The sequence below is a fragment of the Methylobacter sp. genome (genome assembly GCF_036845245.1).
In the GTDB taxonomy this organism is placed as follows: Bacteria; Pseudomonadota; Gammaproteobacteria; order Methylococcales; family Methylomonadaceae; genus Methylobacter_A.
The window spans coordinates 50,898-75,917 of record NZ_DAIUEH010000026.1; the positions used below are offsets into that span (position 1 = coordinate 50,898).

Below are 25,020 nucleotides of genomic sequence, written 5' to 3' on the forward strand. Positions count from 1 at the left end.
AAAAAATAAACTATGAATTTAATGCCCTTCCTTGACCGTAGAAAATGCAAGAAAGTGATTTTTCTATAACGGGTAACAGATAAAGCTTAATGAGCCAGACGCTTGGCAATTCGATGGTAAGTATCTTTAAGTTCTTCACCGACTATTTTGGCATTGGCTATAAACTCTTCGGAAGTGTCCACCGAATCATCCGCTATTTCACCGGCTTTGACTTTTAAACGGCTCCATTCTTTTTCAGCTTCTTCAAATTCCTGCTTGGCTTCCATTGATGCCAGATGCAGTTTTAAATTGATTTCATCGCGCTCCGTTTGCAACTTTGCTAAAAGTTTTTCAAAATCTTCTTTTATTGACATAACATACCCCATTTTATCGTTGACCGATAACTTAAAAAATCAGTTGATATTACTTAGCCTTTTGTAGCATAGAGAAGTCAACCTCTTCAATCAATAAGTAGTATCACTAGTCAGACTTGTTCACTAACATGCCGAATGCCTCGCATTACCTGGGTTCCGGGTGTTTTTTACTTTTGTTTTTAATGGGATTGTAATCATTAACTGTTATAGTATTACAGTTTATACCCGCCCCGAAAATCACCTTCCTATTGCCAAAAATATTTTATGACTCACGAACTTTTATTATTACGACACGCCAAGTCAGATTGGGCCGTTGATATGGATGATTTTTCCCGCCCTTTAAAAAAACGCGGTCGGTGCGCTGCCAAACAGGTAGGGCGTTGGCTGTGTAAGCAGCATTTGATACCCGACACCATACTCAGCTCTCCGGCGGCACGCGCTCTGGCAACAGCGCAGCGCGTTTGTCGGCAATTAGACATAGACGAGTCGGCTATCGTCTGCGACTCGCGCATTTATGAAGCGGATGCAGCAACATTACTGACTGTGCTGAAAAACAGCGGACATGGACAGCGGGTGCTGTTGGTCGGGCATAATCCCGGCCTGGAAAACTTATTGTTAAAATTAATTCCTCATTCGGTTCCGTTATCGCTTAAAGGAAAATGCCTGCCGACCGCCGCTTTAGCCCAACTCTCTTTTGAAGGCGATTGGACAGATTTGACAGAAGGCGGCGCCAAGTTAGTCACGCTGATTCGCCCGGACAGCCTGCCTGAGTAATTAAAAACGGAAATATTTAATGTTACGACTATTCAATTTCGACAAGGGCCGACTCAAAGAACACACTCCGCCTGAAGATCAGATCAAGCTAGCCGTGGCCAAAGCTTCCTGGATCGACGCCCACGACCCCAGCGACGATGAGCGCGCGCAACTGCAAGCATTTCTACGCACGACACTGCCCGAATCCGACGATGTCGAGGAAATCGAATCATCGGCGCGTTACTTCACCGATAACACCGGCGTTCATGTACGGTCCTTGTTTCTTGCCCAAAGCGAAGGGCGGCACAGCACTGCGACGGTCGCCTTCATTTTACAAAACGACCGGCTAATTACCTTGCGTGAAGGCGCGTTGGCCGATTTTCGCCTGCTGCGGATGCGCGCCCGACATGGGCAGGTAGCGGCGCATTCGCCGCAGGAGTTGCTGGTGCTGATATTCGAGCAAAAAGTGGAAAATCTCGCCGATGCGCTAGAAGATATCCACCGTAAACTGGAAGATGTCAGTTATCTGGTGCTGGAAGAAATAGACTCCGACCTTGAAAATGCCATTGATCAACTGGCCAAATTGGAAGATAGCAACGGTAAGATCCGGCTATGCCTGATGGATACGCAACGTTCTATTTCTTTTTTGCAACGACACTTGCGTAATCACCCCGAACTACAGGAAACGGCGCGGGAGATCATGCGCGACGTGGACACCTTGATGTCGCATACCACGTTCCTTTTCGATAAAATCAATTTCTTGATGGATTCGACTCAAGGCTTTATTAATATTACCCAAAACAAGATCATCAAAATCTTTTCCATTGCTGCTGTAGTATTTCTGCCCCCTACCCTGGTGGCCAGTATTTACGGCATGAATTTTCAAAATATGCCGGAACTCAATTTACAACTGGGTTATCCCGGCGCACTGTGCTTAATGTTGCTGTCGGGAATTGCGCCTTATTGGTTTTTTAAACGAAAAGGCTGGCTATAAAGGTGCGTCGATTAACACAGCATACCAATTGGGCGTACCGTTTTAACCCAAGCTAAATTATTCATTGATCCAGAAGCAAGGGCCTCGCTCATCAACAGCTTACCGCTCACAATCGTCTCACAGCAATTGTGCTAAGATAGAGAGATTGATCCGCCCTTTTCGTATGCTTTAATGCCCAACATTATCAACCGGAAAATTTCACATGTCCAAGGAACCTTTTTTTCGTCTTAATCAAGAACCTGACGCTCTGAGTGGCTTTTCCCGCACTGTCGCGGAAATCCAGTGGTTACTTCTGGTCTTGATGATGTTCTATCTGGTGGTAGGGCAAGTGGAAGAAAACGTTAAAATCTTTTTGTTAGGCGGCCTCTGCGCTTTTGCCGGTTTTGTCATGGCATTCCATTACCTTAATTTTTTTGCCAAAGCCAACGTTTGGAAACTGGCCTTGGAAACTTGGGTGATGATCTTGTTGGTGACTTGGTTTGTCTGGCACACCGGACGCCAGAACAGCCTGTTACTTAACTTGTACTTTTTACCCATCATCACCAGCGCCCTGGCCTTGGGCAGGCTAACGACATTATTGGAAGTTCTGTTAATCGGCGCCTGCTATCTATACTTGGGCAAAAGCGGCGTACCTAGCGACGAGGTTCTTACTCTAGCCCAAAGCAGCATCCTGCTGGCCTGGCTGTTTCCCATGCTGTTGGTAGGTTATGTCACCACCATGTTGTCCAGCGACATTTACCATGCTTTTAGCCGCATTAAAACTACCGCGCAAACCGATGAATTAACCAGTCTCTACAACCGTCGGGCGTTCATGGATCTACTGGAAAAACAATTGTCACAAGCCCGGCGCAGGGAAAGCTCTTTCAGCCTGTTACTGGGGGATTGCGATAACTTAAAAATCGTCAATGACCAATACGGCCATGAAGCAGGCAACTTATTGTTGCAAGCCATCGCCGACAATTTTCGGCACTGTTTAAGAGGCTGCGATTCCGCCGCCCGTTACGGGGGCGATGAGTTCACCGTATTACTGCCGAACACCACTGTAGAAGCAGCTGAACTGGTGGCAAAGCGCATCAAAGAAACATTGGTTGCCAACAGTTTTAACTACCGCGGCAACGCAATCACCACCAATATCAGTATCGGCGTCTCCACCTATCCCCAACACGGTGATACGGCCGAAGCCTTGTTACGACATGCCGACCAAGCCATGTATGCCAATAAGCGCGAAAGTAAAAATCAAGTTACCACTTAAAAAACTCGGCAAGTAAGTAGCCCATATGAAAATGTAATCGGCTACTTGCTGCTTTAGCCCAAGCGAAATAATTCCTTGACTAACAGCTCGACGCCCCAAGTTACAACCAAGCCCAAAACAGACATTGCCAGTGATACAGTCATTATATTGAGATTGTTCAGTGTAAATTTGTTCATGACGATTACTCCTTGATAAATGATTCAAGAAGTATTCTGAACCTACCACGTTAAAGTTTGATGACATGCTAATGATTCAAGAAAAAATCAGTCAGTGCGCAGAAAGCAATAAAATAATCAAAGGGATGCAAACTACTGACTCATCTATTGCCCACCCCTGCTCCATCATACGTCTAATGCGGCAGTACGGTTGGCGATAGCACTATCCAGAGCCTATCTGGCATAAGAAAATAATAACCCATCTGGCTGCGGTTCCCATGCCGTCACCGATAATCATGATGATATTTTTGGTTTGGCTGAGCCTCTGGCTTGACGTCGTTTAATGGGGTGTAACTTAGCAGCGCGGTAATCAGACAATAAGTCCGCCCTTTCGACACTGGTAATTTCATAATTATTCGCTTTGAAACCGGACCGCACATTGCAACCCAAAGGAAAAGCATAAAAAGCTTGTACATGAAAATATGCCGATTTGAAATTATGATGATGTACGTGATCGTGACTGTGGTCATAATCTTTAAGCAAGAGCGCGGAAATCAAGTTAATACATAAACCAAAACCAGCAATGGCAATGGCTTCATTAAAATGAATAATATGGGGATGAGCTATGCGCTGTCCCGACTCAATCAACATGATCAAAGCTACAATGCCTAAGACAACAGAACTGGTATATCCCCCTAAAACGCTCACTTTTCCAGGGCTAAACGCAAAGGTCTGGTCATGCGCGTGAACGCGCGAATAGCGATAAGCAATGATGGCGATCATGAAGGCGGCAACATGTGTTCCCATGTGCCGGCCATCGGCAAGTAGCGCCATCGATCCGAACAGGATGCCTGCCGCTATTTCCAATATCATGGTTAAAAAGGTAAGCACAAGAACCTGCTTGGTCCTCCGCTCTCTTTTTTTATTGATGACGTAGAAATCGTGCTCGTGTTCCAGAAGACTGAGTATGTGCGTATGCATGAACAGACTGCAATGATTACAAAAATTCTATTCTATAGAATCATCACTGCTTTTGATAAAGATTATTCTGAGATGCCCGATACCAAAATCAGGACGGATAGGCATAAAAAAAGGGTTATCATTTTGATAACCCTTCTATTAATGGCGTCCCCAGGGGGGTTCGAACCCCCGTTACCGCCGTGAAAGGGCGGTGTCCTAGGCCACTAGACGATGGGGACTAAAACTGGTTTAGTCAGCCTGCACTTAACTGTAAATCTTCTTTATGTTCTAACAATTATAAAAAGCCTAAGTATATAGACCTTAAAATATGGCGTCCCCAGGGGGGTTCGAACCCCCGTTACCGCCGTGAAAGGGCGGTGTCCTAGGCCACTAGACGATGGGGACTAGAACTGATTTACCAACTATTTGGTGGAGCCAAGCGGGATCGAACCGCTGACCTCAACACTGCCAGTGTTGCGCTCTCCCAATTGAGCTATGGCCCCTAAGTTGAGAACCGGCATTGTACAGTAATTACCGGCTGTGTCCAACACTAATTTATATTTTTTATATGGTTTATGGCACGCTGTATTCTAGCCAAGGTTTTTTCCTTACCCAATAACGATAAGGTTATATCAATCGCCGGTGAAACCGCTGAACCGCAAACTGCGACACGCAACGGCTGAGCTACTTTACCCAACCCCAGCGCCATGGTTTCGGCGAGATTCAGCACAATTTGGTGCAAGGCCTCGCCCTGCCATTCTGTCACGACTGCAAACTCATCGTGCAACCGCGCCAAAACCTCATCCGAGCCTGGGGTAAAATTCTTTTTAGCCGCCTTTTCATCATACGACTCGAAATCCTTATAAAAATAAACACTGGCAGCTGCGATTTCAACCAATGTTTTACAGCGCTCCCGCTGCGCCATGACCATATCGACAAGGCTGGGTCCTGTGGAAGGATCGATGCCCAACTCACCCATGTGCCAACTTAAATGACGCGCCACATGAGCCGGATCGCTATTCATAATGTACTGGTGATTCAGCCATAACAGCTTTTCGGTGTTGAATGCAGAAGCCGATACATTGACATTTTCCAACGCAAAATGCTCGACCATTTCATCAATGGAAAAAACCTCCTGATCGCCATGCGACCAGCCCAGACGCACCAGATAATTCAGCAACGCCTCGGGCAAATAGCCGTCGTCGCGAAATTGCATCACGCTGACCGCCCCGTGGCGCTTTGAAAGCCTCGCACCATCCGGCCCCAATATCATCGGCAGATGCGCATATTTAGGCAATTCCGCACCCAAGGCTTTAAGAATATTCATCTGTCTTGGCGTGTTATTGATATGATCGTCACCGCGGATAACATGCGTGACCTTCATATCCATATCGTCAACAACTACCGTTAAGTTGTAGGTCGGTGAGCCATCGCCCCTAGCAATAATCAAATCATCCAGCTCTTTATTGGCAACAACAATATCGCCTTTAATCAAATCGGGAATGGTTACTACGCCATCAAGCGGATTTTTAAAACGGATTACCGCTTCCCGGCCATTTTTAGGCCCTGTCAAATCCCTGCATTTGCCGTTATAACGCGGTTTTTCCTTGTTAGCCATCTGTTCGGTACGCAACTGCTCCAGTTCTTCTTTACTACAATAGCAATAATAAGCGTCGCCTTGATCCAGCAACTGCTGAATAATTTCTTTATACCGGTCAAAATGATGGGTTTGGTAAAAAGGACCCTCATCATATTCCAGGCCCAGCCAGGTCATGCCTTCCAAAATCGCATCAACCGATTCCTGCGTTGACCGTTCCAGATCGGTATCTTCAATCCTTAAAATAAATTTTCCGCCGTGCTTACGTGCATAAAGCCATGAAAACAAGGCAGTACGGGCGCCGCCTACATGCAGATAACCGGTTGGACTTGGGGCAAAACGTGTTTTTATACTCATAATATTATTTCGTTAGTTAAGATTTTATTAACCTAATTCTATAGGGAGAAGTAATAGCTGTTGATCCTGCATACCCGGACAAGGCAGCAACAAAAAAGCTAAATCGAATAATTCGAACAAATGTAACTCCCTTTTACTTTAATTGAAAACCTCGCATTATTTCACGCCAACAGTGAAATATAAAATATCCTCGGCAATATAGACCGCAGCCATCGAAAAATCAGCTGCTGTAAAAGCCGACATTCATCTATAAATTTTTTCCATAGGTATTACCACTTATTTTATGAACAGCTTGTTTCTTATATCCTGAGACTGCCACTACCATCCCAACTGATTACTTTAGATCAACACCGATGGTTACTGTATAACATTACCTTCTCTTAAATGATTGGGTCACAAGGAGATGTTTCATGAAAAAAACACTTATCATTGCAGTAGCTATTGCAAACATACTCATATCGGGTTGCGCCTCGCAACCGTTGAGTACTTTCGAAACTTTTCATCCTCAAGATCTAAACGAATTTGTCTCTTCGGGACAGTATGTACAAAAAACCGATAATTTCTTTGTGATCAATGATTCCTCGTCATCAATGACAGACGACTATCTTGGCCCAGGCTACCCAGCCCAGCCTACTCCTACAAAATTTTCCGTTGAAAAAGAAATCCTGAACAGAATAAACCTGAGCATTCCCGACGACCTAAAGCTGACATCAAGTATTCGCAGCTTCGGTTTCGGTCCTTGTTTGTCCTGGAAATTCACCCGACTTAACCTGCCTCCGATCACTTACTCAAAACCGCCTTTCGGCAGCGGCATAGATACACTGACCTGTGCAAGCGGTGGTACCCCACTCGATAGCGCAATTGAAGAAACATCCAAAGACTTATCAGCCACGACCGGCGATATCGCCGTACTAATCCTCAGCGATGGCGGAGTAGACTTCGACCCCGTTCCAGCCGTTAAAGCTTTAAGGCAGCGGTATGGCGACAAACTATGCGTTTATACTGTCTGGATAGGCAATGAACAGGACAAATACGGGCACACCGTATTAAATCAACTTTCCGACTATGGCGGCTGCGGCTTCGGCACCACCGCCGAGCGAATTTCCAGCCCCGACGGCATGAGCAAATTTGTTCAAAGCGTTTTCTTAAAAGACGGTACGCCGCCTAAAGTTGACGATTGCTCAACGCAGGACGATGATGGCGACGGCATTAATAATTGCATCGATAAATGCCCGGACACCTTAAAAGGCGCTCACGTTAACCCATTCGGCTGCTGGATTGTCGATATAAAATTCGACAACGATAAAAGCAACATCAAACCTCAATATTATCCTGAACTCAATAATGCCGTTACCGTCATCCAGCAAAACCCCGGCATCAATATTGAAGTTCAAGGCCATACCAGCAGTACCGGTACAGTGGAGCACAACCAGAAATTATCCGTACGCCGGGCGCTGGCGGTTAAAGAGTATTTAAGCCGCAATATCAATAATGGCGGAACATTGACTGCCCGAGGATACGGTTTAACGCAACCTATCGACACCAATGAAACCGAAGAAGGTCGAGCCAACAACCGCAGGGTGCAGCTGGAAGTACTCAAATAATTTTATTGGATGTAACCAAACCGAAACACTTAAATCACCCAGAGTCTCCACATACAAAAAGGGCGGGATAACCCGCCCTTTATTGCCGACCTTAATTAGGATTCAAAATCTATAACTCTAACATCGACGATATTCTTGTCCGTCACTAACGCGCTACAAACATCCGGCTCCAACGCCATATCCAGCACATGCCATATTGCAGCTTGACCGCAATCGCCAGGAACCCTTAAAAACCCGACCGGGTTTTCAGGATTGATGACACAGCGATTCAAACCCAATCCAATACCGCGCCCCGTAGCTTTTACAAAGGCTTCTTTACGCGTCCAGAAACGATAAAACTCGATGGTTTTTTGATCTTCCGTCAGCTTGTTCCAATACGCGATTTCTTCTTCCGCAAAGCATTTCTCGACCAGTCCAGCCAGACTGCCTCTCGGCTTACAATATTCTATATCCACGCCTAACTGACAGTTCCAACCTACGGCAACGACCATAGCACTTGCCGAATGCGACAAATTGAACACCAGCTCAGGCGTATCGGCAAGATAGGGTTTGCCATGTTCGGTTTTTTTTATGTTGATCTGTCCCGGAGGCTCATTAAGCATTTGGGCTAATATGATTCTCAAACGTCCATGCACTTCCACATAGCGTTTATGCAATACATCATTTTTCATCTTCTCGGCATGAGCTCGCTCGGCTCCGTCGAGAACCCGCCAGTAGTTTTGGTAGTCGGCAATATCGGCGGCAATATTGCCGTGCCAAACTTGGATTGTGTCCGTATTCATAATCTTGAAATACCAGAACAAACCGGCACGCTTAAACGATTAATGTCCGACAACAGCCCTGCCCTCGCCCCGACGATCACTAGACGCAACCAGTTGATGCGTAGTTTTATTCCACTGCACAGCCTGCATATCACCGTAGCTGTAACGCGCTTCTTTCAACTGATGTCCCATTGCAGTCAGGCTGGTAAGTTCATTGGCGGTTATTGCGCCTTTTTCATATTCAACCATATCAGGCATAAATTGATGATGAAAACGAGGCACTTGCACCCACGAATTAGGTTCATGACCTTTGGCAAAATCCAGCGCCGCCAGCAGAACCATCGAAATGATACGGCTACCGCCGGGCGTTCCCAATGCGGCAACATTATGCCCGTCGTCCAGGAAAGTAGGCGCCATGCTGGACAGCATGCGTTTTCCCGGAGCGATCGCGTTGGCGATACCGCCGACCAATCCGTAACCGTTCATTGCGCCCGGCAGGCTGGAAAAATCATCCATATGATCATTCAGCAACACGCCGGTTCCGTTTGCCACTAACCCCGCGCCAAACGGAAAGTTAATGCTTAACGTTGCGGCAACGCGATTGCCTTGCTCATCAATAATCGAAAAATGGGTGGTGTTTGTGCCTTCAGGTTGCGACTGGATTTCGCCCGACAGCATCATGCTGGGTAAAGCCTTATCGGCGCGTAAACTGCTGCGCAATCCGGCCGCATAATCTTCATTCAACAAGCGTTTGACCGGCATCTCGATAAAATCCGGATCACCCAGATATAAAGCCCGGTCATGGTAAGCGCGACGCATCGCCTCGACAATAAGGTGTTTTCGGGTCAGTTCATCGGCCTGTTTCAAATCATAGCCGGACAGAATATTTAAAGCCTCAATCAGCACGACTCCGCCGGAAGATGACGGCGCCGCGCTAGTGATTTTTATGCCGTTATAGCTGCCTTTTACCGGTTCCCGTTCAACCACCTGATACAAGTCAAGATCCTGTTTTGTCCAGATGCCGCCAGCCTTGTTGACGCTGTCTACCAATTTATCGGCTATCTCGCCGCCATAAAACCCATCCCGGCCCGACTCGGCCAGTTGTTTTAAGGTGTGAGCCAAATCCGGTTGCCTGAGTATTGAATACGCGTTGGGAATATTGCCGTTCGTAAGAAATATCTGTGCGGTCTCAGGGGATTTTTTTATCGCCTCAGCCCTGAATTTGAGCAGTTTTCTATGCTTTTCGCCGATTGCAAAACCGGTCTCTGCCGCCCTGATCGCAGGTTGCAAACTTTCCGCCAGCGGCAGGCGGCCGTATTTTTCAGACAAATGCACCAATGCCGCAGGCAGGCCGGGAATAGCGGCGGCTAACGCGCCATCCAGCGATAAACGGGGAATCACCTTGCCCGCCTTATCCAGGTACATCGCCTGATGAGCCGCTAACGGGGCTTTCTCACGGCCATCGATCATGGTTTCAAAACCGTCCTGTTCCCTGTGCAGCAGCCAATAACCGCCGCCGCCCAGCCCAGAACCGGAAGGCTCGACAACCGCCAATGTTGCGCTGACAGCCACAGCGGCATCAAAAACATTACCGCCTTTATCCAGGATTTCAAAACCGGCTGCGGTCGCCAAAGGATGAGCACTGGCAATTGCAGCTCTGGAACCATCGGCATAAACCTGAGCCCCCCACAAAACAATAGCTAAAAAAAGCGCCGCAGAATATTTTTTTAACATCTTTTCCTCTGATCAAATTTAAACTGAAAATGGTTTATGTCATTAAACCACATTTACAAGAACGCACCAGCTTGATGCTCAGCTGATTTTTAAGATCATTAATAAAATTATATTGTTAAAAAAATCACTAAGTATTTACACCAATATTTTTTCTGATTTTTCTATTTAGAATAGTAAAGAGATTGTTTCTATATACAACTCAAAAAGCAATCATTAACTACCATACTGAGGTGCAAAATGGCTAAATCCGTCAAAAAAGCTAAAGAAGAAATTTCCAATAATGAAGAAGACCACTCAACAATATGCCTTCCCGATCGCGACGCCAAAATTGCTGAACTCGCCTATTACAAGGCTGAAAACAGGGGTTTTGCACCCGGCTACGAACTTGAAGACTGGCTTGAAGCCGAACAGGAGTTTTTGCTGTAACAATGAGGCCGGATATAAACCATAACACCCATCAGACTGACATTTTTATTTAAATATATTATTGGAGAAATTCATGTCAAATAAAGAAAAAGAAGTGGATACAAGCAAAAAAAGCTCTGAATTATTGCCTAAATCATCAATCGGCAGTTTGATGTCATTTGATGAGTTTGATAACTTTTTTGATGATTTTCTCTCACGCAAATGGCCTCGCTTGCTGGATTGGAATATGCCTACCCTATCGGAAACCGGCTTTCCAAAAGTCGATATACTCGATCACGACAATAACATAGAGGTTCAAGCTGCATTACCGGGTGTAAAAAAAGAAGACCTGGATGTATCGGTTACCAATCAGGCCATTACTATCCGTACATCCACCAAGCAAGAAAAAAAGGAAGAAGAAAAAGGCAAATATTTTCGCCGCGAAATATCGCGTGGCGAATTTCAGCGCACATTGTCTTTACCCGATAATGTGAATGGTGAGCAGGCAAAAGCGTCGTTCAAAGACGGCATATTGACAGTAACCATTCCCAAATCCGAAAAAAACAAACGCAAAACCATCGAAATCCATTAGCCTGCGTAAGCTGGAATAACTTGTTTTTACTCGAGTTATTCCGGCCTCGCCACAAATTGTCGACGCTTGCCATATCGACAATGTGCTCAGGGAGAACAATAAATGAAAAATGAAACCATTGCCGCCATAGCGTCCGTATTAGTCATTATCTTGGGAATACAAGCTTATACGATGTTTCGACTGAATGACCGGCTCAATCAGCTGAGCGGGTTTTATAGCCAAAATGGCGAGCCTCAAAGCGCCACATCGAATCAACTCAAGCCCAGCCCTCTTAAATCTGATGAGGACGATTTATTTAAAGGCGGCACATGGAATCCTTATGCAGAAATGCAGCGTATGCAAAACGAAATGGAACAGATATTCGATGATTCATTTTCGCGTTTTCATATGAATACGCCTTTAGGCAGTTTAAACAAAACACCCGATGTGGATTTACAGGAAAAACCCGATCGCTATATTGTGACGGTGAATGCACCCGGTGCCGATGAATCGGCAATGGACATAAAGCTGGACGACCAGGTTTTGCGTATTTCAATTAAAACAGAACAAGCAAAGGACGAAACAGATGACAAAAGCGGCCAATACCGGTATCGGGAGCGTTTCGTCGGTCAATTTCAACGTGTATTAACCTTACCGGGACCCGCCAACGCGGCAAAAATGACCACCGAATACCGCAACGGCGTACTCACCATTACGATTCCAAAAGCATAGTTCCAAGCTGTTTTATTTGGTCACTCCGACAACTTCACTTGATATAGCAGGCCTGACGATGATGCGAATATTTCTTTTTCTGGCGACCAATGTCGCAATAATGGTTGTGATCAGTATTGTCTTTAGTTTGTTGGGCTTAACCGGCACTTTGGACGCGCAAGGTATAAATCTTGACCTTAACGCGCTGCTGATCGTTTCGGCAGTCATTGGCATGACCGGTTCGTTTATTTCCCTGGCCCTATCAAAATGGACTGCAAAACAGACAATGGGCGTTCAAGTTATCGAGCAACCGCCACAAACCCAGACCGAACAATGGCTGCTTGCTTTGGTGGCTAAACAAGCTCAACAGGCGGGTATCGGCATGCCGGAAGTGGGTGTTTTTGAAGCCCCCGAAGCCAACGCTTTTGCTACCGGAATGAATAAAAATAGTGCGTTGGTAGCGGTCAGTACCGGTTTACTGCAACGCATGAATAAAGATGAAATTGAGGCCGTCATCGGCCATGAGATCACTCATGTCGCGAATGGAGACATGGTAACGATGGCGTTGATGCAGGGCGTGTTAAATACCTTTGTCTATTTCTTTGCCAGCATCATCGGTCATGTGGTTGACCGCGTTATTCTTCAAAACGAACGGGAACATGGCATAGGCTATTTTATCACCCAGATGGTTGCACAAATTGCCTTAGGATTCCTGGCTTCCATATTAGTCATGTGGTTTTCCCGTTATCGGGAATTTAAAGCGGATGCCGGTGGCGCCAACTTGGCCGGACGGGGAAAAATGATCAGCGCTCTTCGCGCCTTGCAACGTGAATATGAACCCCAAGACCTGCCCGGACAACTGGAGGTTTTCGGCATTAACGGCAGCAACGCACAAAAACTGTTCATGAGCCATCCGCCATTGGAAGAGCGCATTGAAGCGTTACAAAATATGCGTTGAGACAAATAATATGATTGCCCATGCTAAGCCATGCCGTAAAGCCTATTAATAAGCACCAATGGATTTCAGAAGCTGCTTATTACAAAGCACTAGCCAGAAAGTTTGAGCCCGGCAAAGAATTAGACGACTGGTTAGAAGCCGAACTGGATTATTACAATATGCTGATATCTCTTTATCTTTCCATTTTGGAAGAGGACGGACCGATGACGATTTTAAGCTTACAACAATTAGCCGCACTTATAGGCATTACAAACCCGAAGGATATGCAATCTGAAACGGAACTTGTAGGCGCAATTCAAACCGCTACCGGCCATAACCCTTGCTTCCGCTCTGAAATCAGTCTGCTTTGCGAGAAAATGGAATGTAAATGGAGAGCAGAGTGCCGAAAATTGGTTTCAGCATGGTATTGATGGATTTTATCGTTCCCATATCCTGCGTCTCGCACAGGAAGCACAAATTTCAAGGTACAGCTTATAACGGTATCGACGCCTTCCTCCTAGATCGTGTTAAGTCGGGGTTAAGCTATGACGGTATATCATTTTCGCATATTAACGCTTTTATCCCGTTTCAACTTTGTCTTAAGGAAAATGACAATGCAATCAGGAATATCTATGCAAACTCTACCGAACTGGGTGACTACTATTGACCAAATAGTCGGTACAGGCTTGAGTCATGGATTGGTACAGCGCACAACTGAAGACGAAGCCTTCAATGGACGAACCATTTGTTTAAACGGCAAGCATGTACTGAACTTTGCTCTTTGCAGCTATCTGGGATTAGAGCAGGACCCCCGACTCAAGCAAGGAACTATTGATGCCGTGAACCGTTACGGCACACAGTTCGCTTTATCAAGAGCCTATATGTCGGCAACGCCTTACGCGGAATTGGAAGCACAACTTGAAAGAATATTCGGGGGCCATGTTCTGGCGACCCCCACTACGACATTAGGACATATCGCCGCCTTGCCGGTGCTCATACAAAAAGGTGATGCGATTATCATCGACCAGATGGCTCACAACAGCATGCAAACAGCTGCAAAGTTGGTACAGGCGGAAGGGGTTCCGGTCGAAACGCTGCTTCACTGCAACCTGGAATTACTTGAGGAACGAATCAACATTCTTAGCAAATACTATCGTCATGTCTGGTACCTGACTGACGGTATCTACAGTATGTTTGGAGATCGGGCTCCGGTAAATGAATTAGGCCGGTTATTAAGCCTCTACGAGCAACTGCATCTGTATTTTGACGATGCTCACGGCATGAGCTGGATAGGCGAGCATGGCCGGGGTTTTGTACTCGATAGCTTAGCCATTCAGGAACGAATGGTTGTTGCGACATCGTTGTGCAAGGCTTACGCTGCCGGCGGCGGGGCATTGATTTTTCCGAATGCACAAATGCACCGATACGTTAAAAATTGCGGAGGACCCATGATCTTTTCAGGCCCTATCCAGCCGCCAATGCTAGGCGCAGCGATTGCTTCGGCTCACATCCATCTTTCGTCGGAAATTAATTATCTGCAACTGGAACTGCAAGATCGCATTGAGTTTTGCAATCGGATGCTTAATGCATACGAAATACCGGGCACATGCAGTTCGCAGTCGCCGATTTTTTATGTCAAATTAGGGCTTCCTCATATTGCCGGCAATATGGCCAAATATCTGCTTGATGATGGCTTTTACACCAATCACGCTACTTATCCCGCGGTATCCCGGAGAAAATCGGGTATCCGATTCACTTTAACCCGACATCTGTCTTTTGAGGATATTCACGGTCTGGTTGAAGCAATCGCCCGTAATCTTCCGAAAGTTCTGGAAACAAAATCCTGCAAAGAAATGGAGCGGTGCATTCTGTTATAACGGACGGCATTTCCCTACCTATCAGCTTAAGAAGCAGTTTAAAAACCTAAACGATCGGTTAAGCTTCACTATTTTGGACCTAGTACTCAGTCATTCTTGATATGTCGGGTATAACTTCTTCAACTTCACCCGCGCATCCTCATGAGTAAATCGCCATTCCATGGGACGCCCGCTCGCATTTCTATGTTTTTGCCACGTTGCGATTTCAGTTTTCAATTCGTCTTGGTCTGGAATGCGTCTATCCAGACATTGCCTAGGGAAGCGCTGATTAAATCCCCCCTTATAGGATAATATTGCGATTAATCAAAACAACGCCAATTCCCCTATGTCCTATCAAACCAGTTTTGTAGAACTCGGCTATAACCATAAAAAACGCCTGACCCGAAGGAAGTATTTTTGAACGAAATGGAGCAAACAGTTCCCTGGTCGAAGTTAATCGCTTTGATAGAGCAGGCCTATCCCACCTCGGGGCGACGCGGCCGTCAACCGATGCCGTTGGCAAATATGTTGCGCATTCACTGTATACAGAACTGGTTTAGTTCTTCCGATCGCCAGATGGAAGATGCCCTCTATGAAATAGAGAGTGCCGCTTTGCCGGTTTTGGTAGCGTCACTGAAGCCTTGCCGGATGAGACCACAATCCTCAACTTTCGTCATTTGTTGGAGAAACAGCAACTACCCCAAAACTGTTAGAAACTATTAATGGCTATCTGAACGAACAAGGATAAAGCGCGTGATCCGGATATGCACCAAACCCGAAAAGGCCAGCAATGGTATTTCGTCATGAAAATCCATATAGGTGCCGACGTGAATTCCGGGGCTGTTCACACGGTGACCACCACGGCCGCCAATGTCGCCGACATCACTGAATTGCCCAACCTGTTGCGAGACGATGATCGCGTCATTTTTGCCGATGCCGGTTATACCAGCGATGAATACCGGCGTGGAGCCCGGCATCTGGGCATGCGCTGGTGCGTCAATGACAAACGCAAGCCCGGCAAAAACCTGTCGGCCAGACAGAAAAAGCGCAATCGTAAATAATCCTCGGTTCGAGCCCGGGTGGAGCATGTTTTCCGGGTAATCAAACAACAATTTGGCTTTCAGAAGACCCGCTATCGTGGTCTGGAGAAAAATGCATCACTGGTCAGCTTATTGGTTGGCCTGGCCAATCTTTATATGCTCAGGTGGCAGCTGATGGCTGCCTGAGGGCAAAATGTATCTGTCGTTTCCCTAAAACGACAGATGAACCCGTGTGAGTGTTTAAATTATCCATAACCAGTCTAATAAGCTCAGCCTCAGGGTAATGCACATCAATCAGGCTTAGAATTTGCTGCGCCCAGTCTATCGCCGTTCGTTGATTTGTCACCGCGACATGCCGCCTTCCTTCTAGAGCAATTATCCGTTACACATGATCAAGCTTATTATTAAAATAAAAAGGTTTAGTTGTCACCGAAGTACCCGAAAATGGCCCGTCCTTATTCAGAAGATTTGCGGCTGCGTGTGGTAAATGCCGTTGAAAGCGGCAAAACAACACGCAAGTCAGCGCGCTCTATCAAGTCAGTCCTGCCTTTGTCTCAACCATTCATCAGTGTTGGTGACAGACCCGTCACGTTCACCCTAAGCAGATCGGCGGTTACCGACGAGCGTTTTTGGAACCGTATGAAGACGCCATCAAGGCCCAGTTAGTCGATCATCCGTCGATGACCTTGAAAGAATTGCAGTCCTGGTTAGAAAGTGAACAGGGCTTGATTATGTCCATCTCAGCGATCGACAAATTTGTCCGTCAAAAATTGGGCTATCGCTATAAAAAAACCGTGTTCGCCAGTGAACAGCAACGTGACGATGTCGCGCTAGCCCGAGAGCAATGGCAAGCGTGGCAGAAAAGCTGCGATGTGTGGAAACTGGTATTTCTGGATGAAACCAGTGCTTCAACCGATATGATCCGACGCTATGGCCGTGCTGTAGCCGGTGCCCGGTGTGTAGATACGGCACCGGCGGGGCATTGGCAGACGCTGACTTTCATTGCTGGTTTACGGATGGACTAACTCACGGCACCTTGGTGCTTGAATCAGGCCATGAATGGCGACGCTTTCAAAGAGTATTGCGCTCGCAGTTGGGGCCCACGTTAAGGCCCGGCGATATCGTCATCTGCGATAATCTGTCGGCTCATAAAGTTGCGGTCGTTCAAGAGCTGATTGAAGCCAGAGGTGCTACGATGAAATACTTGCCGCCTTATAGAACCCTGACCTGAATCCGATTGAGCAGGTCTTTGCCAAACTGAAAGCCTTGCTGCGCAAGGCGGCTGAACGAACGGTTGACAAGCTCTGGCAGGCTATCGGCCAGATCATGGATCAGTTTCACGCCGATGAATGCCTCAATTATTTTAAAAACTCAGGCTATGCTCTTGACTAACGGAGAAATGCTCTAGCACTCAGAAATTAGCTTTCGTACAGCCTCCGACCAATGTCTATTTGTATGTGGCATGGCTTCTGGTCGATCAGAACCGAAATCAGCATCGCAATGGGAGTATCGGGTGTCCAGCAAATGATCCAGTTGCCTACTCAAAAAGGGGTGGGTCTGATCTTCAGAAATGGATAGCCGAGCCAAAAGAACGCCGGCTACGACGATGTGACTAGCCTTCATGGCGACTAAACATAGAGTTAACCGGCGCTGCGCGGGTTTATCCCGCAGCGCCCAGCAAACGTAGGGTGCGAGGTTGAGCGCCATGTTGGGCTGCTATTTTGAAGAGGCACCGTATTTCCCCAATTTCCTATTGCGACGCATGCGTTGCAACCCGAGTAAGCGCAAAACTCGGGGATTGGATCTGCTGACAAGTGGCCATGAAATTGTTCCGATTGGAAAATACCTCACTGGATTGCGCCCCGTGATTGCAACATAACAAAAAAGAAAACTCAAATAGGCTAAAAGCAGACCAAAAACTAAACTTTCCGATTGGCCTGGAAATGAAATGGGTAAACCGTTGAGTAAGCGCAGCACAGCAAACCATCCAGCTAAAATCAGACAAAATAGATAGAGAACAGCGAGACATCTAACCCAAGTTGTTACTCTCACACACTCACTAAATATCAGCATAGGACCTCCTGTAGATGAGTTGTCCAACATAAAAGAAAGAGGCGCCGTGCTTTTTCGGCGTCCCGCTTGACTGACGGGTTGGGCGGAATACGCATTTAACCAAGCTCCTGTGGCGACACGAAGCATAGTTCGCCTTTGGCTCCTGGGGCACCCATAGATGTTCTTGAGAACTCCTTGCAAGTAAACGGCTGAATGGGGTGGCCTAAGATTTTCGATGCCTTATCCTCATCGCCATCACTCCGCCAGCGGCCTCTTGGTTCTAGGCGTATCTTTCCGGTGTCGGCGTCCACAAGCCCGAAACCCGCTTCATTGCACCCAGTACCACCGCACATCCAGTTGAACAAGACATACATTTTTCCAGTAGCGCTTGTTTCACACCTAAGCATAAAAATTTCTCGATCCATGTAATACGGGTAGTGAAATATCGCAACGGGAGCTTTAATTTTCAATACGAAGAAAGGCGACTCTTCAACCGTGCTATTGAAAAGCCTAACGGTAGTTTTTCCGCACGTGAGTACCTTACCTTCAGCTGCAACTGTCTCCGTTGTGAAAGAGATTAGAATCAGAACGGCGGTAAAAAAGTGAGTGAGCTTCATGCTGGTGCCATCAAGGTAGGACAGCCATAAGCGCGCCAGGATTTTTCGCGAAAGCTAAAATGGATCCATCCGATTTTAGCAGCGAAAAATGACCTGGCAATTAATGCCTTCGGCGGCCCGCGTTCGTCCTCCGTCCGTCACGACGCACAACTTCGCGTTGCTACGCTGTGCGCCATGACTCCCGTAATGACTTGACGCCGTGTCGGATGGCCTTGCATTTTGACTGCGCTTCCGCTATCGCTACAACTTCGTCAAAACGCCCGACCGCTACGGCTACGCGGGGGTCGTCGTACGCCGCTCCACTAACGTTACGCTTCCTGTACTCCTTCGTTGCCCGGCTGCCCCCTTACAAATCCCGGCGTGCGGAATTACCGCACCGGGCTTTTCAAAGTTGCTCGCTTCGCACACGGCATTTAGGTACTTAGAAATCATGACAAATACGGGGCTTGAGCAAATTAAAGTCATCGATCAGAGCAATGAACCCTGTCCAGTTGTAGCTGCGTCTCTGACTACGCCGGTTAAGCCATTTAAACAGTATCCGTTTAATGTCTTGCAGGTAGTCATTCAGGCTTTCATAGTTGCCTCGGAGCCCGTAATAATTCCAGTACCCTCTCAGCTTTTGGTTCAGTTTGGCAAATATTACCGGCTTACGCAATCTCCGACTTTCTTGGCACCATACTTTGAAATTAGCGATGGCTAACCGATATTTCTTGCGGTCAGTCCGCCGTTTCAACACGATTTTGCCAAATCGGCTGCGCCCCCAATAGTATTCAAATCCCAGAAAGCAGAAACGGTGTTTCGAACCTTTGTGAAAATGAAGCAATTGGGTTTTGTCTCCCGCCACTTCCAAGCCAAATTTTGCCAAGCGCTTGGGCAGAACCTCATAAAAGCGCTGTGCGTCGCTAACCTGCTCGAAACAACAGACAAAGTCGTCCGCATAGCGGTACAGTGTCGCGTTACCTCGGCAATGCTGTTTTATGATGCCTTCAAACCATACATCCAACGCATAATGGAGGTACACATTGGCCAGGATCGGCGAGACTATGCCGCCTTGCGGTGTCCCCGATAACGGGTGCAACACTTGCCCTGTGCTATCCAGTATGCCTGCCTTTAACCATCGCCGAATCAGTTTCAGCAAGGGCTTGTCATCAATGCGCCGCATCAGCATGTTCAACAGTTTGGTGTGGTCGATATGATCGAAGAAACCCTTAATGTCGGCTTCCACGCCCCCCTCATATCGCCCCGTCCTTAATGCTGCCGATAAATCCTTTATCGATTTGTGCGCACCTGTGTCCGGCCTATACCCATAGCTGCACGACAGGAAATCCTGCTCATAGATGGCTTCGAGTAGCTTCGCCACTGCCATTTGCAGCAGTTTGTCAGCGATGGCCGGTATCCCTAACGGTCTCAACTTGCCGTTGGCTTTAGGGATGTATTTTCTAAGCACTAACTTAGCCCGATACCAGCCGCCTTTCACGCTGGCTTCCAGTTGCCCGACATTGTCGTTTAAGTTCAATGCGTATTCGGCAGCATTAATCCGGTCAACGCCGGATGCCGCTTTCTTGTTGACGTATCGCCAACAAGAAAGCAGGAATTCCAGGGTCAGGAGACGGTACAGGTTTTGAAACCTGTGGCTTTTGTTTTGTGCCGCTTTGTTGGCTATTCCCCTCAGTGAGGTTTGCATCATATTCTCCAGCTCGACATGTCCGGTATGTGTTTCCTTTGAGAGCTACACAACTTTGTCCATCCCTTCCCCTTGTGATCGGCTCTCCCGTCTCAGAGTACTATGGATGGATCTGACTCCCCTACAGCCTTCAGCCATCCTTCTTTCTGTTGGGTAGGCTTACCCGCTTCAAACGGGGATTTAGGTTTCGGCTTACCTTGTTCCTGGGTTTCCCCTGAGGTGGTTAAATATCCGCATACCGTGTCCCCGTTTCGGGAGCTGTAAGGGTCTCGCAAGTTCCTGCCGCTTCTTTCCACATATGCCACGCCCCTGGACACCGACAGCCCCTCCGAAATCTTGCCTTGGCGATTTCTTTGTATTGGCTTCCGTCACGTTAACAACGTCGCCGACTGTATTTATGCTATAACGATGCTGACTTGGCTTCAGGGATGTGCGTATCCCCTGTGGCCTGTGTGGTTCTCTGTGTACGCTTCGCCTCCTTTGTTCGCCTTTGCAACAGTCGTAACCGCTGGCAACGCTCCGCCGGACACGCAACACTCGATACGGGTGGTTGGCTAGACCTTGCCCGACAGGGACTTTCACCCTGCAAGAAACGACAAGCTTCGCTTGCCGCGCTAACGTGAAGTTAAGGCGCCTGCGTGGCTTTTCGCGCAGGTCGCCTCGAACGCAGAGTTGGGCGTCGCGCTCACGTTCCTGCCATTTCCATGACTTTGCATACTGTTCTCCAATTGCGATCGGTCATTGGAACACCCAAGAGTTTCTCAGAGCTTGCGGCAAGTTTCGACCGACCAACACCCTCAGGCGCATGCAGGTAAAACACACCTTGAGTTAGGTGAAACCGTTCGCTCTCCTTTCGCAAGCTGGCGAGCTTTTTCAGATCGGGGCTCTTTGGTGGCGAGGCGAGAAATTCGAGATGCAAACTACTAGGATCGATTACCGCCTCAGGAAGGATTTTCTGCGATGGCCTTGGCGAGTGCTTCAACGGTAAGAATATGTACATGTGGTTCGAAGCCACGGCGCTTCAAAATTTCGGCGGAAAGTTGCTTGGAAAGTCGATCCAACTTCCTTTCGGTGTTCTCGAATACGGCGTTGCCGCTTTGAATATATGTCCTGACTTTCCGCGCACCTATTTCTTCCAAGGTGGCGACGAGTTCCTTCATCGGCAGAGAGCAGTTGCCACCCACTAAGCGCGCCAGGATTTTTCGCGAAAGCTAAAATGGATCCATCCGATTTTAGCAGCGAAAAATGACCTGGCAATTAATGCCTTCGGCGGCCCGCGTTCGTCCTCCGTCCGTCACGACGCACAACTTCGCGTTGCTACGCTGTGCGCCATGACTCCCGTAATGACTTGACGCCGTGTCGGATGGCCTTGCATTTTGACTGCGCTTCCGCTATCGCTACAACTTCGTCAAAACGCCCGACCGCTACGGCTACGCGGGGGTCGTCGTACGCCGCTCCACTAACGTTACGCTTCCTGTACTCCTTCATTGATGCCGCGGAAAAAAGCGACGTATGTATTCATTCAGTCACCGTGTGAGTGAGGTCATAAGACGCCCAACGTAATGTATACGACATCAGGTGTCCAATCATCCAGCACATTTGCCCGTATAACTCCATTTGTTTGTGATTAAGAGTTTGATTTTGCAAAAACTATTTAATGTAGCGAATCAAATTGTGTCAACAAATACGACAACTACTATTAAAAAAATTACAAGTGGCTATATTATTTTTATCTATCATCTCAGAATGACAAATTCTAGGCAATAAACTCTGGATTTTACGATGATGGTAGTCTGCTATGTACGGCTCATCCGCCGATCTAAGAACGGTCACATCCGGTGGCAAAGGATCGATAGTACCAATTCGTCCTCCACTAAGCCAACGCTCACTTCTGAGCGTAATCGGGTCGGAATCGATGACCTCGTTTGAACCGGAACAGGCAGCGATTTTCAATCGGAATGGGTGGCTGATCTTTAGTGAAATATGCAACTATGTATTCTGATCCCCCACCTGTTCCAATACAAAACCCACGCAACCCGCTCCCGCGAAGTATTCAATCTGTTTCGAATGAAGAAAATGTTACAGTCATCGCCTGAGCCGGTCCCGAAGGTCGAAGAATAAGCAGCACCCGACTATGAATCTCTTCAAAATGAGCTAAGCTATTGCGTTAGCTCGCATTCCTATTTATCCGTAACGCCATCGCTTACAGCACGACCTAAAGGTACTTATGTCTTCCGTTTACGATATCAAACCGGCATTTCAAAACCTGTTACGACCCAGCGTGCGATGGCTAGCGGCGCGGGGCGTGACTGCTAATCAAGTTACCCTAGCCGCGATGGCGTTATCGCTGCTGGTCGGTGCGACCTTGCTCTATCCAAACTGGCAACCCGGCATTTATTGGGCAATTCCGCTGGTGATGCTGGTGCGCATGGCTTTGAATGCAATCGACGGTATGCTGGCCCGCGAACACAACATGCAGTCCGCTTTGGGCGGCATATTGAACGAGCTGTGCGATGTATTTGCCGACACCGCCTTGTATCTGCCTTTTGCGCTTTTACCGGGCGCTAAGCCATGGCTGGTGGTCGGCATCGTCATTGCCGCGGTGATCAGCGAAATGGCCGGCGTGGTTGCCGTGCAAATAGGCGCATCCAGGCGTTACGACGGCCCCATGGGCAAAAGCGACCGGGCCTTCGTGTTCGGCGCGTTGGCGTTGTGCGTCGGGTTGGGTTGGCATGGCGCATGGGTCAACGCGCTGTTCGCCGTCATTTTGCTGTTGATCGGCGTCACTATCGTCAACCGATGCCTTAACGCTCTGCAGGAGGTAAACGCATGATGTCGATCAATCTGCCGCTCAGTGTGCAAATCGCTTTTGCCGGCATCGCCTTGCTGTTGTGTATCGCCAGCTGCCTGTCGATTATGCTGCAACGCCGCAGGCCCGAACGCAACTACAACGAGTTACGCCAGCGTGTCAGAACCTGGTGGATCATCGTTGCTGTGTTTGCAGTGGCCGTGCTGATAAATCGCACCACCTCGGTGATCGTGCTGGGCCTGATCAGCTTTTTAGCGTTCAAGGAATATTTATCCCTGATTCCGACCCGGCGCGCCGATCACCGAGTGTTGTTTTGGGCTTATCTGGCAATTCCGGTGCAATATTATTGGGTATGGGCGGGCTGGTATGGCTTGTTCATTATCTTTATTCCAATTTATGTCTTTTTATGGCTGCCGATGCGCATGCTGCTGATTGGCGAAACCCAAGGTTTTCTGCGCGCCATCGGCACCTTGCATTGGGGCTTGATGATTTGCGTGTTCAGCCTCAGCCACATGGCCTTCATGCTGGTCTTGCCGGCGGAAAACAATCCGGGCGGCGGTTCGATGGGTATATTGATTTACTTGATCTTTTTAACCGAGATCAACGATGTCGCCCAATACCTGTGGGGCAAAAGCCTGGGCAAACGCAAAATCGTGCCGAAAGTCAGCCCCAACAAAACCTTCGCCGGTTTTTGGGGCGGGGTATTCAGCACGGCGGCCCTGGCGGTGCTGCTGGCACCGTGGCTGACGCCGCTGACTCGCATCGAAGCCTTGGGTGCCGGCCTATTAATTGGGGTGGCGGGCTTCGTCGGCGACGTAACGATTTCGGCCTTGAAACGCGATCTGGGCGTTAAGGACAGCGGTAGCCTATTGCCCGGCCATGGCGGTATCCTTGATCGGCTGGATAGCCTAACCTACACTGCTCCGCTGTTTTTCCACTACATCTATTTCCTGCATTATTGAAGGTTTACATGTTGCGCCGCTTATTTTATCTGCTGTTGGTCAAACCTTTAGTATTGTTCCTGATTGGCCTGAACGTGCGCGGCCGTGAACATTTGCCAACCTCCGGTCCGGCCATCGTGGTTGCCAATCACAATAGCCACCTGGACACTTTGGTGTTGATGTCTCTATTTCCGCAAGCGCTGATCCCCCAATTGCATCCGGTTGCTGCGGCGGACTATTTCTGTCGCAATCGCTGGTTGAAAGCGTTTGCGGTAAACATCATCGGCATCATCCCGATAGACCGCCGGACCTCGGCTCGGGACGGCGATACGCTCGCGCCGCTGTTAACAGCGCTGGATCAGGGAAAAATTCTGATCCTGTTTCCGGAAGGCACCCGTGGCCAACCGGAACAGCGCGGCAAATTCAAAAGTGGCGTCGCTCACCTGTTAAGCAAACGTCCGGACGTTCCCATCATTCCGGTATTTTTTAACGGCCTGGGCAAGTGTTTACCCAAGGGCGAGTTTGTGCTGGTACCCTTTTTCGTCGATGTCTTTATAGCCCCTGCCATCGCTTGGAACGGCAGCCGTAAAAGCTTTATGGCATTGTTGGAACAGGCATTCGATGCCCTGCAAAACAGTGCCGATAAGCCGCGCTTCGAGGAGGGATAGTAGAATGGATCGTTACGGTGCCGTTCCTGAGTGTCGGCCTAAAATTCGAGCTATCGGATAAAGGAGAATTTGTATTCGAGAACAAATGGAAATAGATGTTCTGAAGAACCCGGAAAAGCGCTGAGATTTTTGAGGGTAAATTACGACGGTTTAGTAGACATCTTTCCTAAATACAGTGATAGCGCAAGTTAACAAGAGCCGCCACTAAA

The 25,020-nt window shown here is 47.9% G+C and carries 26 protein-coding genes, 3 tRNA genes and 2 pseudogenes; 16 read left to right on the forward strand and 15 right to left on the reverse strand.

All coding sequences use genetic code 11. The features are described from left to right. Positions 1–86 precede the first annotated feature (86 nt). Positions 87–353 carry a hypothetical protein gene (locus V7051_RS12890; RefSeq protein WP_333875943.1) on the reverse strand — a complete coding sequence of 89 codons (267 nt, stop codon included), beginning with the start codon at positions 351–353 and terminating at the stop codon, positions 87–89. Between the two features lie 264 nt (positions 354–617). Here V7051_RS12890 and V7051_RS12895 point away from each other — a divergent pair, with 264 nt between their 5' ends. The 3 genes from V7051_RS12895 to V7051_RS12905 all read left to right on the forward strand — a co-directional run bounded on the left by V7051_RS12895 (position 618) and on the right by V7051_RS12905 (position 3,352). Next, positions 618–1,127 (forward strand): SixA phosphatase family protein, encoded by a 510-nt coding sequence (locus V7051_RS12895; RefSeq protein ID WP_333875941.1) that lies wholly within the window; start codon positions 618–620, stop codon positions 1,125–1,127. 19 nt (positions 1,128–1,146) lie between these two features. Further along, positions 1,147–2,100 carry a magnesium/cobalt transporter CorA gene (gene corA, locus V7051_RS12900; RefSeq protein ID WP_333875939.1) on the forward strand — a complete coding sequence of 318 codons (954 nt, stop codon included), beginning with the start codon at positions 1,147–1,149 and terminating at the stop codon, positions 2,098–2,100. A gap of 202 nt (positions 2,101–2,302) precedes the next feature. After that, positions 2,303–3,352 (forward strand): GGDEF domain-containing protein, encoded by a 1,050-nt coding sequence (locus V7051_RS12905; RefSeq protein ID WP_333875937.1) that lies wholly within the window; start codon positions 2,303–2,305, stop codon positions 3,350–3,352. Between the two features lie 53 nt (positions 3,353–3,405). Here V7051_RS12905 and V7051_RS12910 read toward each other — a convergent pair whose 3' ends face one another. The 6 genes from V7051_RS12910 to gltX all read right to left on the reverse strand — a co-directional run bounded on the left by V7051_RS12910 (position 3,406) and on the right by gltX (position 6,421). After that, positions 3,406–3,528 (reverse strand): hypothetical protein, encoded by a 123-nt coding sequence (locus V7051_RS12910; RefSeq protein WP_333875935.1) that lies wholly within the window; start codon positions 3,526–3,528, stop codon positions 3,406–3,408. 273 nt (positions 3,529–3,801) lie between these two features. Continuing rightward, entirely contained in the window at positions 3,802–4,488 is a 687-nt protein-coding gene (locus V7051_RS12915; protein WP_333875933.1) for a cation diffusion facilitator family transporter, read from the reverse strand. 142 nt (positions 4,489–4,630) lie between these two features. Beyond that, positions 4,631–4,706: transfer RNA gene (locus V7051_RS12920), tRNA-Glu, on the reverse strand. A gap of 90 nt (positions 4,707–4,796) precedes the next feature. Further along, positions 4,797–4,872 (reverse strand) — tRNA-Glu (locus tag V7051_RS12925). 22 nt (positions 4,873–4,894) lie between these two features. Beyond that, positions 4,895–4,970, reverse strand: a tRNA-Ala gene (locus tag V7051_RS12930). A gap of 47 nt (positions 4,971–5,017) precedes the next feature. Then, positions 5,018–6,421 (reverse strand): glutamate--tRNA ligase, encoded by a 1,404-nt coding sequence (gltX, locus tag V7051_RS12935; RefSeq protein WP_333875931.1) that lies wholly within the window; start codon positions 6,419–6,421, stop codon positions 5,018–5,020. Positions 6,422–6,831: 410 nt separating this feature from the next. Between gltX and V7051_RS12940 the strand changes: the two genes are divergently transcribed. Further along, entirely contained in the window at positions 6,832–8,025 is a 1,194-nt protein-coding gene (locus V7051_RS12940) for an OmpA family protein (RefSeq protein ID WP_333875929.1), read from the forward strand. Between the two features lie 95 nt (positions 8,026–8,120). On the opposite strand, the gene V7051_RS12945 is transcribed toward V7051_RS12940, so the two are convergent. Both V7051_RS12945 and ggt read right to left on the reverse strand, forming a co-directional pair. Beyond that, positions 8,121–8,807: a 4'-phosphopantetheinyl transferase family protein gene (locus tag V7051_RS12945; protein ID WP_333875927.1), complete on the reverse strand. Its 687-nt coding sequence runs from the start codon at positions 8,805–8,807 to the stop codon at positions 8,121–8,123. Positions 8,808–8,846: 39 nt separating this feature from the next. After that, the gene (ggt, locus tag V7051_RS12950) at positions 8,847–10,520 is read right to left on the reverse strand and encodes a gamma-glutamyltransferase (RefSeq protein ID WP_333875926.1); all 1,674 of its coding nucleotides are present in this window, start codon (positions 10,518–10,520) and stop codon (positions 8,847–8,849) included. 237 nt (positions 10,521–10,757) lie between these two features. On the opposite strand from ggt, the gene V7051_RS12955 reads away from it, so the two are divergent. From V7051_RS12955 to V7051_RS12980, 6 genes are all read left to right on the forward strand, one after another. Further along, positions 10,758–10,946: a DUF2934 domain-containing protein gene (locus V7051_RS12955; RefSeq protein WP_333875924.1), complete on the forward strand. Its 189-nt coding sequence runs from the start codon at positions 10,758–10,760 to the stop codon at positions 10,944–10,946. 73 nt (positions 10,947–11,019) lie between these two features. After that, positions 11,020–11,517 carry an Hsp20/alpha crystallin family protein gene (locus V7051_RS12960; RefSeq protein WP_333875922.1) on the forward strand — a complete coding sequence of 166 codons (498 nt, stop codon included), beginning with the start codon at positions 11,020–11,022 and terminating at the stop codon, positions 11,515–11,517. 102 nt (positions 11,518–11,619) lie between these two features. Then, positions 11,620–12,228, forward strand: coding sequence for an Hsp20/alpha crystallin family protein (locus V7051_RS12965; RefSeq protein WP_333875921.1), 609 nt, complete (start codon positions 11,620–11,622; stop codon positions 12,226–12,228). A 58-nt stretch (positions 12,229–12,286) separates the two neighbouring features. Beyond that, positions 12,287–13,165 (forward strand): protease HtpX, encoded by an 879-nt coding sequence (htpX, locus tag V7051_RS12970; protein WP_333875919.1) that lies wholly within the window; start codon positions 12,287–12,289, stop codon positions 13,163–13,165. Between the two features lie 20 nt (positions 13,166–13,185). Next, positions 13,186–13,575, forward strand: coding sequence for a DUF2934 domain-containing protein (locus tag V7051_RS12975; RefSeq protein WP_333875917.1), 390 nt, complete (start codon positions 13,186–13,188; stop codon positions 13,573–13,575). Between the two features lie 201 nt (positions 13,576–13,776). After that, the gene (locus V7051_RS12980; RefSeq protein WP_333875915.1) at positions 13,777–15,021 is read left to right on the forward strand and encodes an aminotransferase class I/II-fold pyridoxal phosphate-dependent enzyme; all 1,245 of its coding nucleotides are present in this window, start codon (positions 13,777–13,779) and stop codon (positions 15,019–15,021) included. Positions 15,022–15,111: 90 nt separating this feature from the next. Here the strand turns inward: V7051_RS12980 and V7051_RS12985 are convergent. Further along, positions 15,112–15,276 (reverse strand): annotated as a pseudogene (locus V7051_RS12985) (IS630 family transposase); the annotation flags it as partial. A gap of 70 nt (positions 15,277–15,346) precedes the next feature. Here V7051_RS12985 and V7051_RS12990 point away from each other — a divergent pair. The 3 genes and pseudogenes from V7051_RS12990 to V7051_RS13000 all read left to right on the forward strand — a co-directional run bounded on the left by V7051_RS12990 (position 15,347) and on the right by V7051_RS13000 (position 17,271). Beyond that, positions 15,347–16,226: pseudogene (locus V7051_RS12990) on the forward strand (IS5 family transposase). A gap of 443 nt (positions 16,227–16,669) precedes the next feature. After that, positions 16,670–17,065, forward strand: a complete 396-nt coding sequence (locus V7051_RS12995) for a hypothetical protein (protein WP_333875912.1) — start codon at positions 16,670–16,672, stop codon at positions 17,063–17,065. 14 nt (positions 17,066–17,079) lie between these two features. After that, entirely contained in the window at positions 17,080–17,271 is a 192-nt protein-coding gene (locus tag V7051_RS13000; RefSeq protein ID WP_334181147.1) for a transposase, read from the forward strand. On the opposite strand, the gene V7051_RS13005 is transcribed toward V7051_RS13000, so the two are convergent. From V7051_RS13005 to V7051_RS13025, 5 genes are all read right to left on the reverse strand, one after another. Continuing rightward, on the reverse strand, positions 17,253–17,381 hold the full coding sequence (locus tag V7051_RS13005; protein WP_333875908.1) for a hypothetical protein: 129 nt from the start codon (positions 17,379–17,381) through the stop codon (positions 17,253–17,255). The genes V7051_RS13000 and V7051_RS13005 overlap by 19 nt on opposite strands. Before the next feature lie 827 nt (positions 17,382–18,208). After that, positions 18,209–18,709: a hypothetical protein gene (locus V7051_RS13010; protein ID WP_333875906.1), complete on the reverse strand. Its 501-nt coding sequence runs from the start codon at positions 18,707–18,709 to the stop codon at positions 18,209–18,211. A 421-nt stretch (positions 18,710–19,130) separates the two neighbouring features. After that, complete coding sequence (gene ltrA, locus V7051_RS13015; RefSeq protein WP_333879307.1) at positions 19,131–20,396, reverse strand: group II intron reverse transcriptase/maturase; 1,266 nt, start codon at positions 20,394–20,396, stop codon at positions 19,131–19,133. 938 nt (positions 20,397–21,334) lie between these two features. Further along, the gene (locus V7051_RS13020) at positions 21,335–21,553 is read right to left on the reverse strand and encodes a DUF1697 domain-containing protein (RefSeq protein ID WP_333879308.1); all 219 of its coding nucleotides are present in this window, start codon (positions 21,551–21,553) and stop codon (positions 21,335–21,337) included. A 157-nt stretch (positions 21,554–21,710) separates the two neighbouring features. Continuing rightward, positions 21,711–21,881: a hypothetical protein gene (locus V7051_RS13025; RefSeq protein ID WP_334181148.1), complete on the reverse strand. Its 171-nt coding sequence runs from the start codon at positions 21,879–21,881 to the stop codon at positions 21,711–21,713. Positions 21,882–22,620: 739 nt separating this feature from the next. Between V7051_RS13025 and V7051_RS13030 the strand changes: the two genes are divergently transcribed. Genes V7051_RS13030 through V7051_RS13040 form a run of 3 tightly spaced genes read left to right on the forward strand, consistent with a single transcriptional unit; the run spans position 22,621 to position 24,811 of the window. Further along, positions 22,621–23,226 carry a CDP-alcohol phosphatidyltransferase family protein gene (locus V7051_RS13030; RefSeq protein ID WP_334168744.1) on the forward strand — a complete coding sequence of 202 codons (606 nt, stop codon included), beginning with the start codon at positions 22,621–22,623 and terminating at the stop codon, positions 23,224–23,226. After that, positions 23,223–24,164 (forward strand): phosphatidate cytidylyltransferase, encoded by a 942-nt coding sequence (locus V7051_RS13035; RefSeq protein ID WP_333879310.1) that lies wholly within the window; start codon positions 23,223–23,225, stop codon positions 24,162–24,164. Before V7051_RS13030 ends, V7051_RS13035 begins: the two co-directional genes overlap by 4 nt. 8 nt (positions 24,165–24,172) lie before the next feature. Further along, positions 24,173–24,811, forward strand: a complete 639-nt coding sequence (locus V7051_RS13040) for a lysophospholipid acyltransferase family protein (protein ID WP_333879311.1) — start codon at positions 24,173–24,175, stop codon at positions 24,809–24,811. The last annotated feature ends 209 nt before the right edge of the window (positions 24,812–25,020 follow it).

Bases quoted from the DNA above. Each gene is read 5' to 3' on its own strand.
- V7051_RS12890 (WP_333875943.1), bottom strand. From the start codon at position 353: ATGTCAATAAAAGAAGATTTTGAAAAACTTTTAGCAAAGTTGCAAACG.
- V7051_RS12895 (WP_333875941.1), top strand. From the start codon at position 618: ATGACTCACGAACTTTTATTATTACGACACGCCAAGTCAGATTGGGCC.
- corA (WP_333875939.1), top strand. From the start codon at position 1,147: ATGTTACGACTATTCAATTTCGACAAGGGCCGACTCAAAGAACACACT.
- V7051_RS12905 (WP_333875937.1), top strand. From the start codon at position 2,303: ATGTCCAAGGAACCTTTTTTTCGTCTTAATCAAGAACCTGACGCTCTG.
- V7051_RS12910 (WP_333875935.1), bottom strand. From the start codon at position 3,528: ATGAACAAATTTACACTGAACAATCTCAATATAATGACTGTATCACTG.
- V7051_RS12915 (WP_333875933.1), bottom strand. From the start codon at position 4,488: ATGCATACGCACATACTCAGTCTTCTGGAACACGAGCACGATTTCTAC.
- gltX (WP_333875931.1), bottom strand. From the start codon at position 6,421: ATGAGTATAAAAACACGTTTTGCCCCAAGTCCAACCGGTTATCTGCAT.
- V7051_RS12940 (WP_333875929.1), top strand. From the start codon at position 6,832: ATGAAAAAAACACTTATCATTGCAGTAGCTATTGCAAACATACTCATA.
- V7051_RS12945 (WP_333875927.1), bottom strand. From the start codon at position 8,807: ATGAATACGGACACAATCCAAGTTTGGCACGGCAATATTGCCGCCGAT.
- ggt (WP_333875926.1), bottom strand. From the start codon at position 10,520: ATGTTAAAAAAATATTCTGCGGCGCTTTTTTTAGCTATTGTTTTGTGG.
- V7051_RS12955 (WP_333875924.1), top strand. From the start codon at position 10,758: ATGGCTAAATCCGTCAAAAAAGCTAAAGAAGAAATTTCCAATAATGAA.
- V7051_RS12960 (WP_333875922.1), top strand. From the start codon at position 11,020: ATGTCAAATAAAGAAAAAGAAGTGGATACAAGCAAAAAAAGCTCTGAA.
- V7051_RS12965 (WP_333875921.1), top strand. From the start codon at position 11,620: ATGAAAAATGAAACCATTGCCGCCATAGCGTCCGTATTAGTCATTATC.
- htpX (WP_333875919.1), top strand. From the start codon at position 12,287: ATGATGCGAATATTTCTTTTTCTGGCGACCAATGTCGCAATAATGGTT.
- V7051_RS12975 (WP_333875917.1), top strand. From the start codon at position 13,186: ATGCTAAGCCATGCCGTAAAGCCTATTAATAAGCACCAATGGATTTCA.
- V7051_RS12980 (WP_333875915.1), top strand. From the start codon at position 13,777: ATGCAAACTCTACCGAACTGGGTGACTACTATTGACCAAATAGTCGGT.
- V7051_RS13010 (WP_333875906.1), bottom strand. From the start codon at position 18,709: ATGAAGCTCACTCACTTTTTTACCGCCGTTCTGATTCTAATCTCTTTC.
- ltrA (WP_333879307.1), bottom strand. From the start codon at position 20,396: ATGATGCAAACCTCACTGAGGGGAATAGCCAACAAAGCGGCACAAAAC.
- V7051_RS13020 (WP_333879308.1), bottom strand. From the start codon at position 21,553: ATGAAGGAACTCGTCGCCACCTTGGAAGAAATAGGTGCGCGGAAAGTC.
- V7051_RS13025 (WP_334181148.1), bottom strand. From the start codon at position 21,881: ATGAAGGAGTACAGGAAGCGTAACGTTAGTGGAGCGGCGTACGACGAC.
- V7051_RS13030 (WP_334168744.1), top strand. From the start codon at position 22,621: ATGTCTTCCGTTTACGATATCAAACCGGCATTTCAAAACCTGTTACGA.
- V7051_RS13035 (WP_333879310.1), top strand. From the start codon at position 23,223: ATGATGTCGATCAATCTGCCGCTCAGTGTGCAAATCGCTTTTGCCGGC.
- V7051_RS13040 (WP_333879311.1), top strand. From the start codon at position 24,173: ATGTTGCGCCGCTTATTTTATCTGCTGTTGGTCAAACCTTTAGTATTG.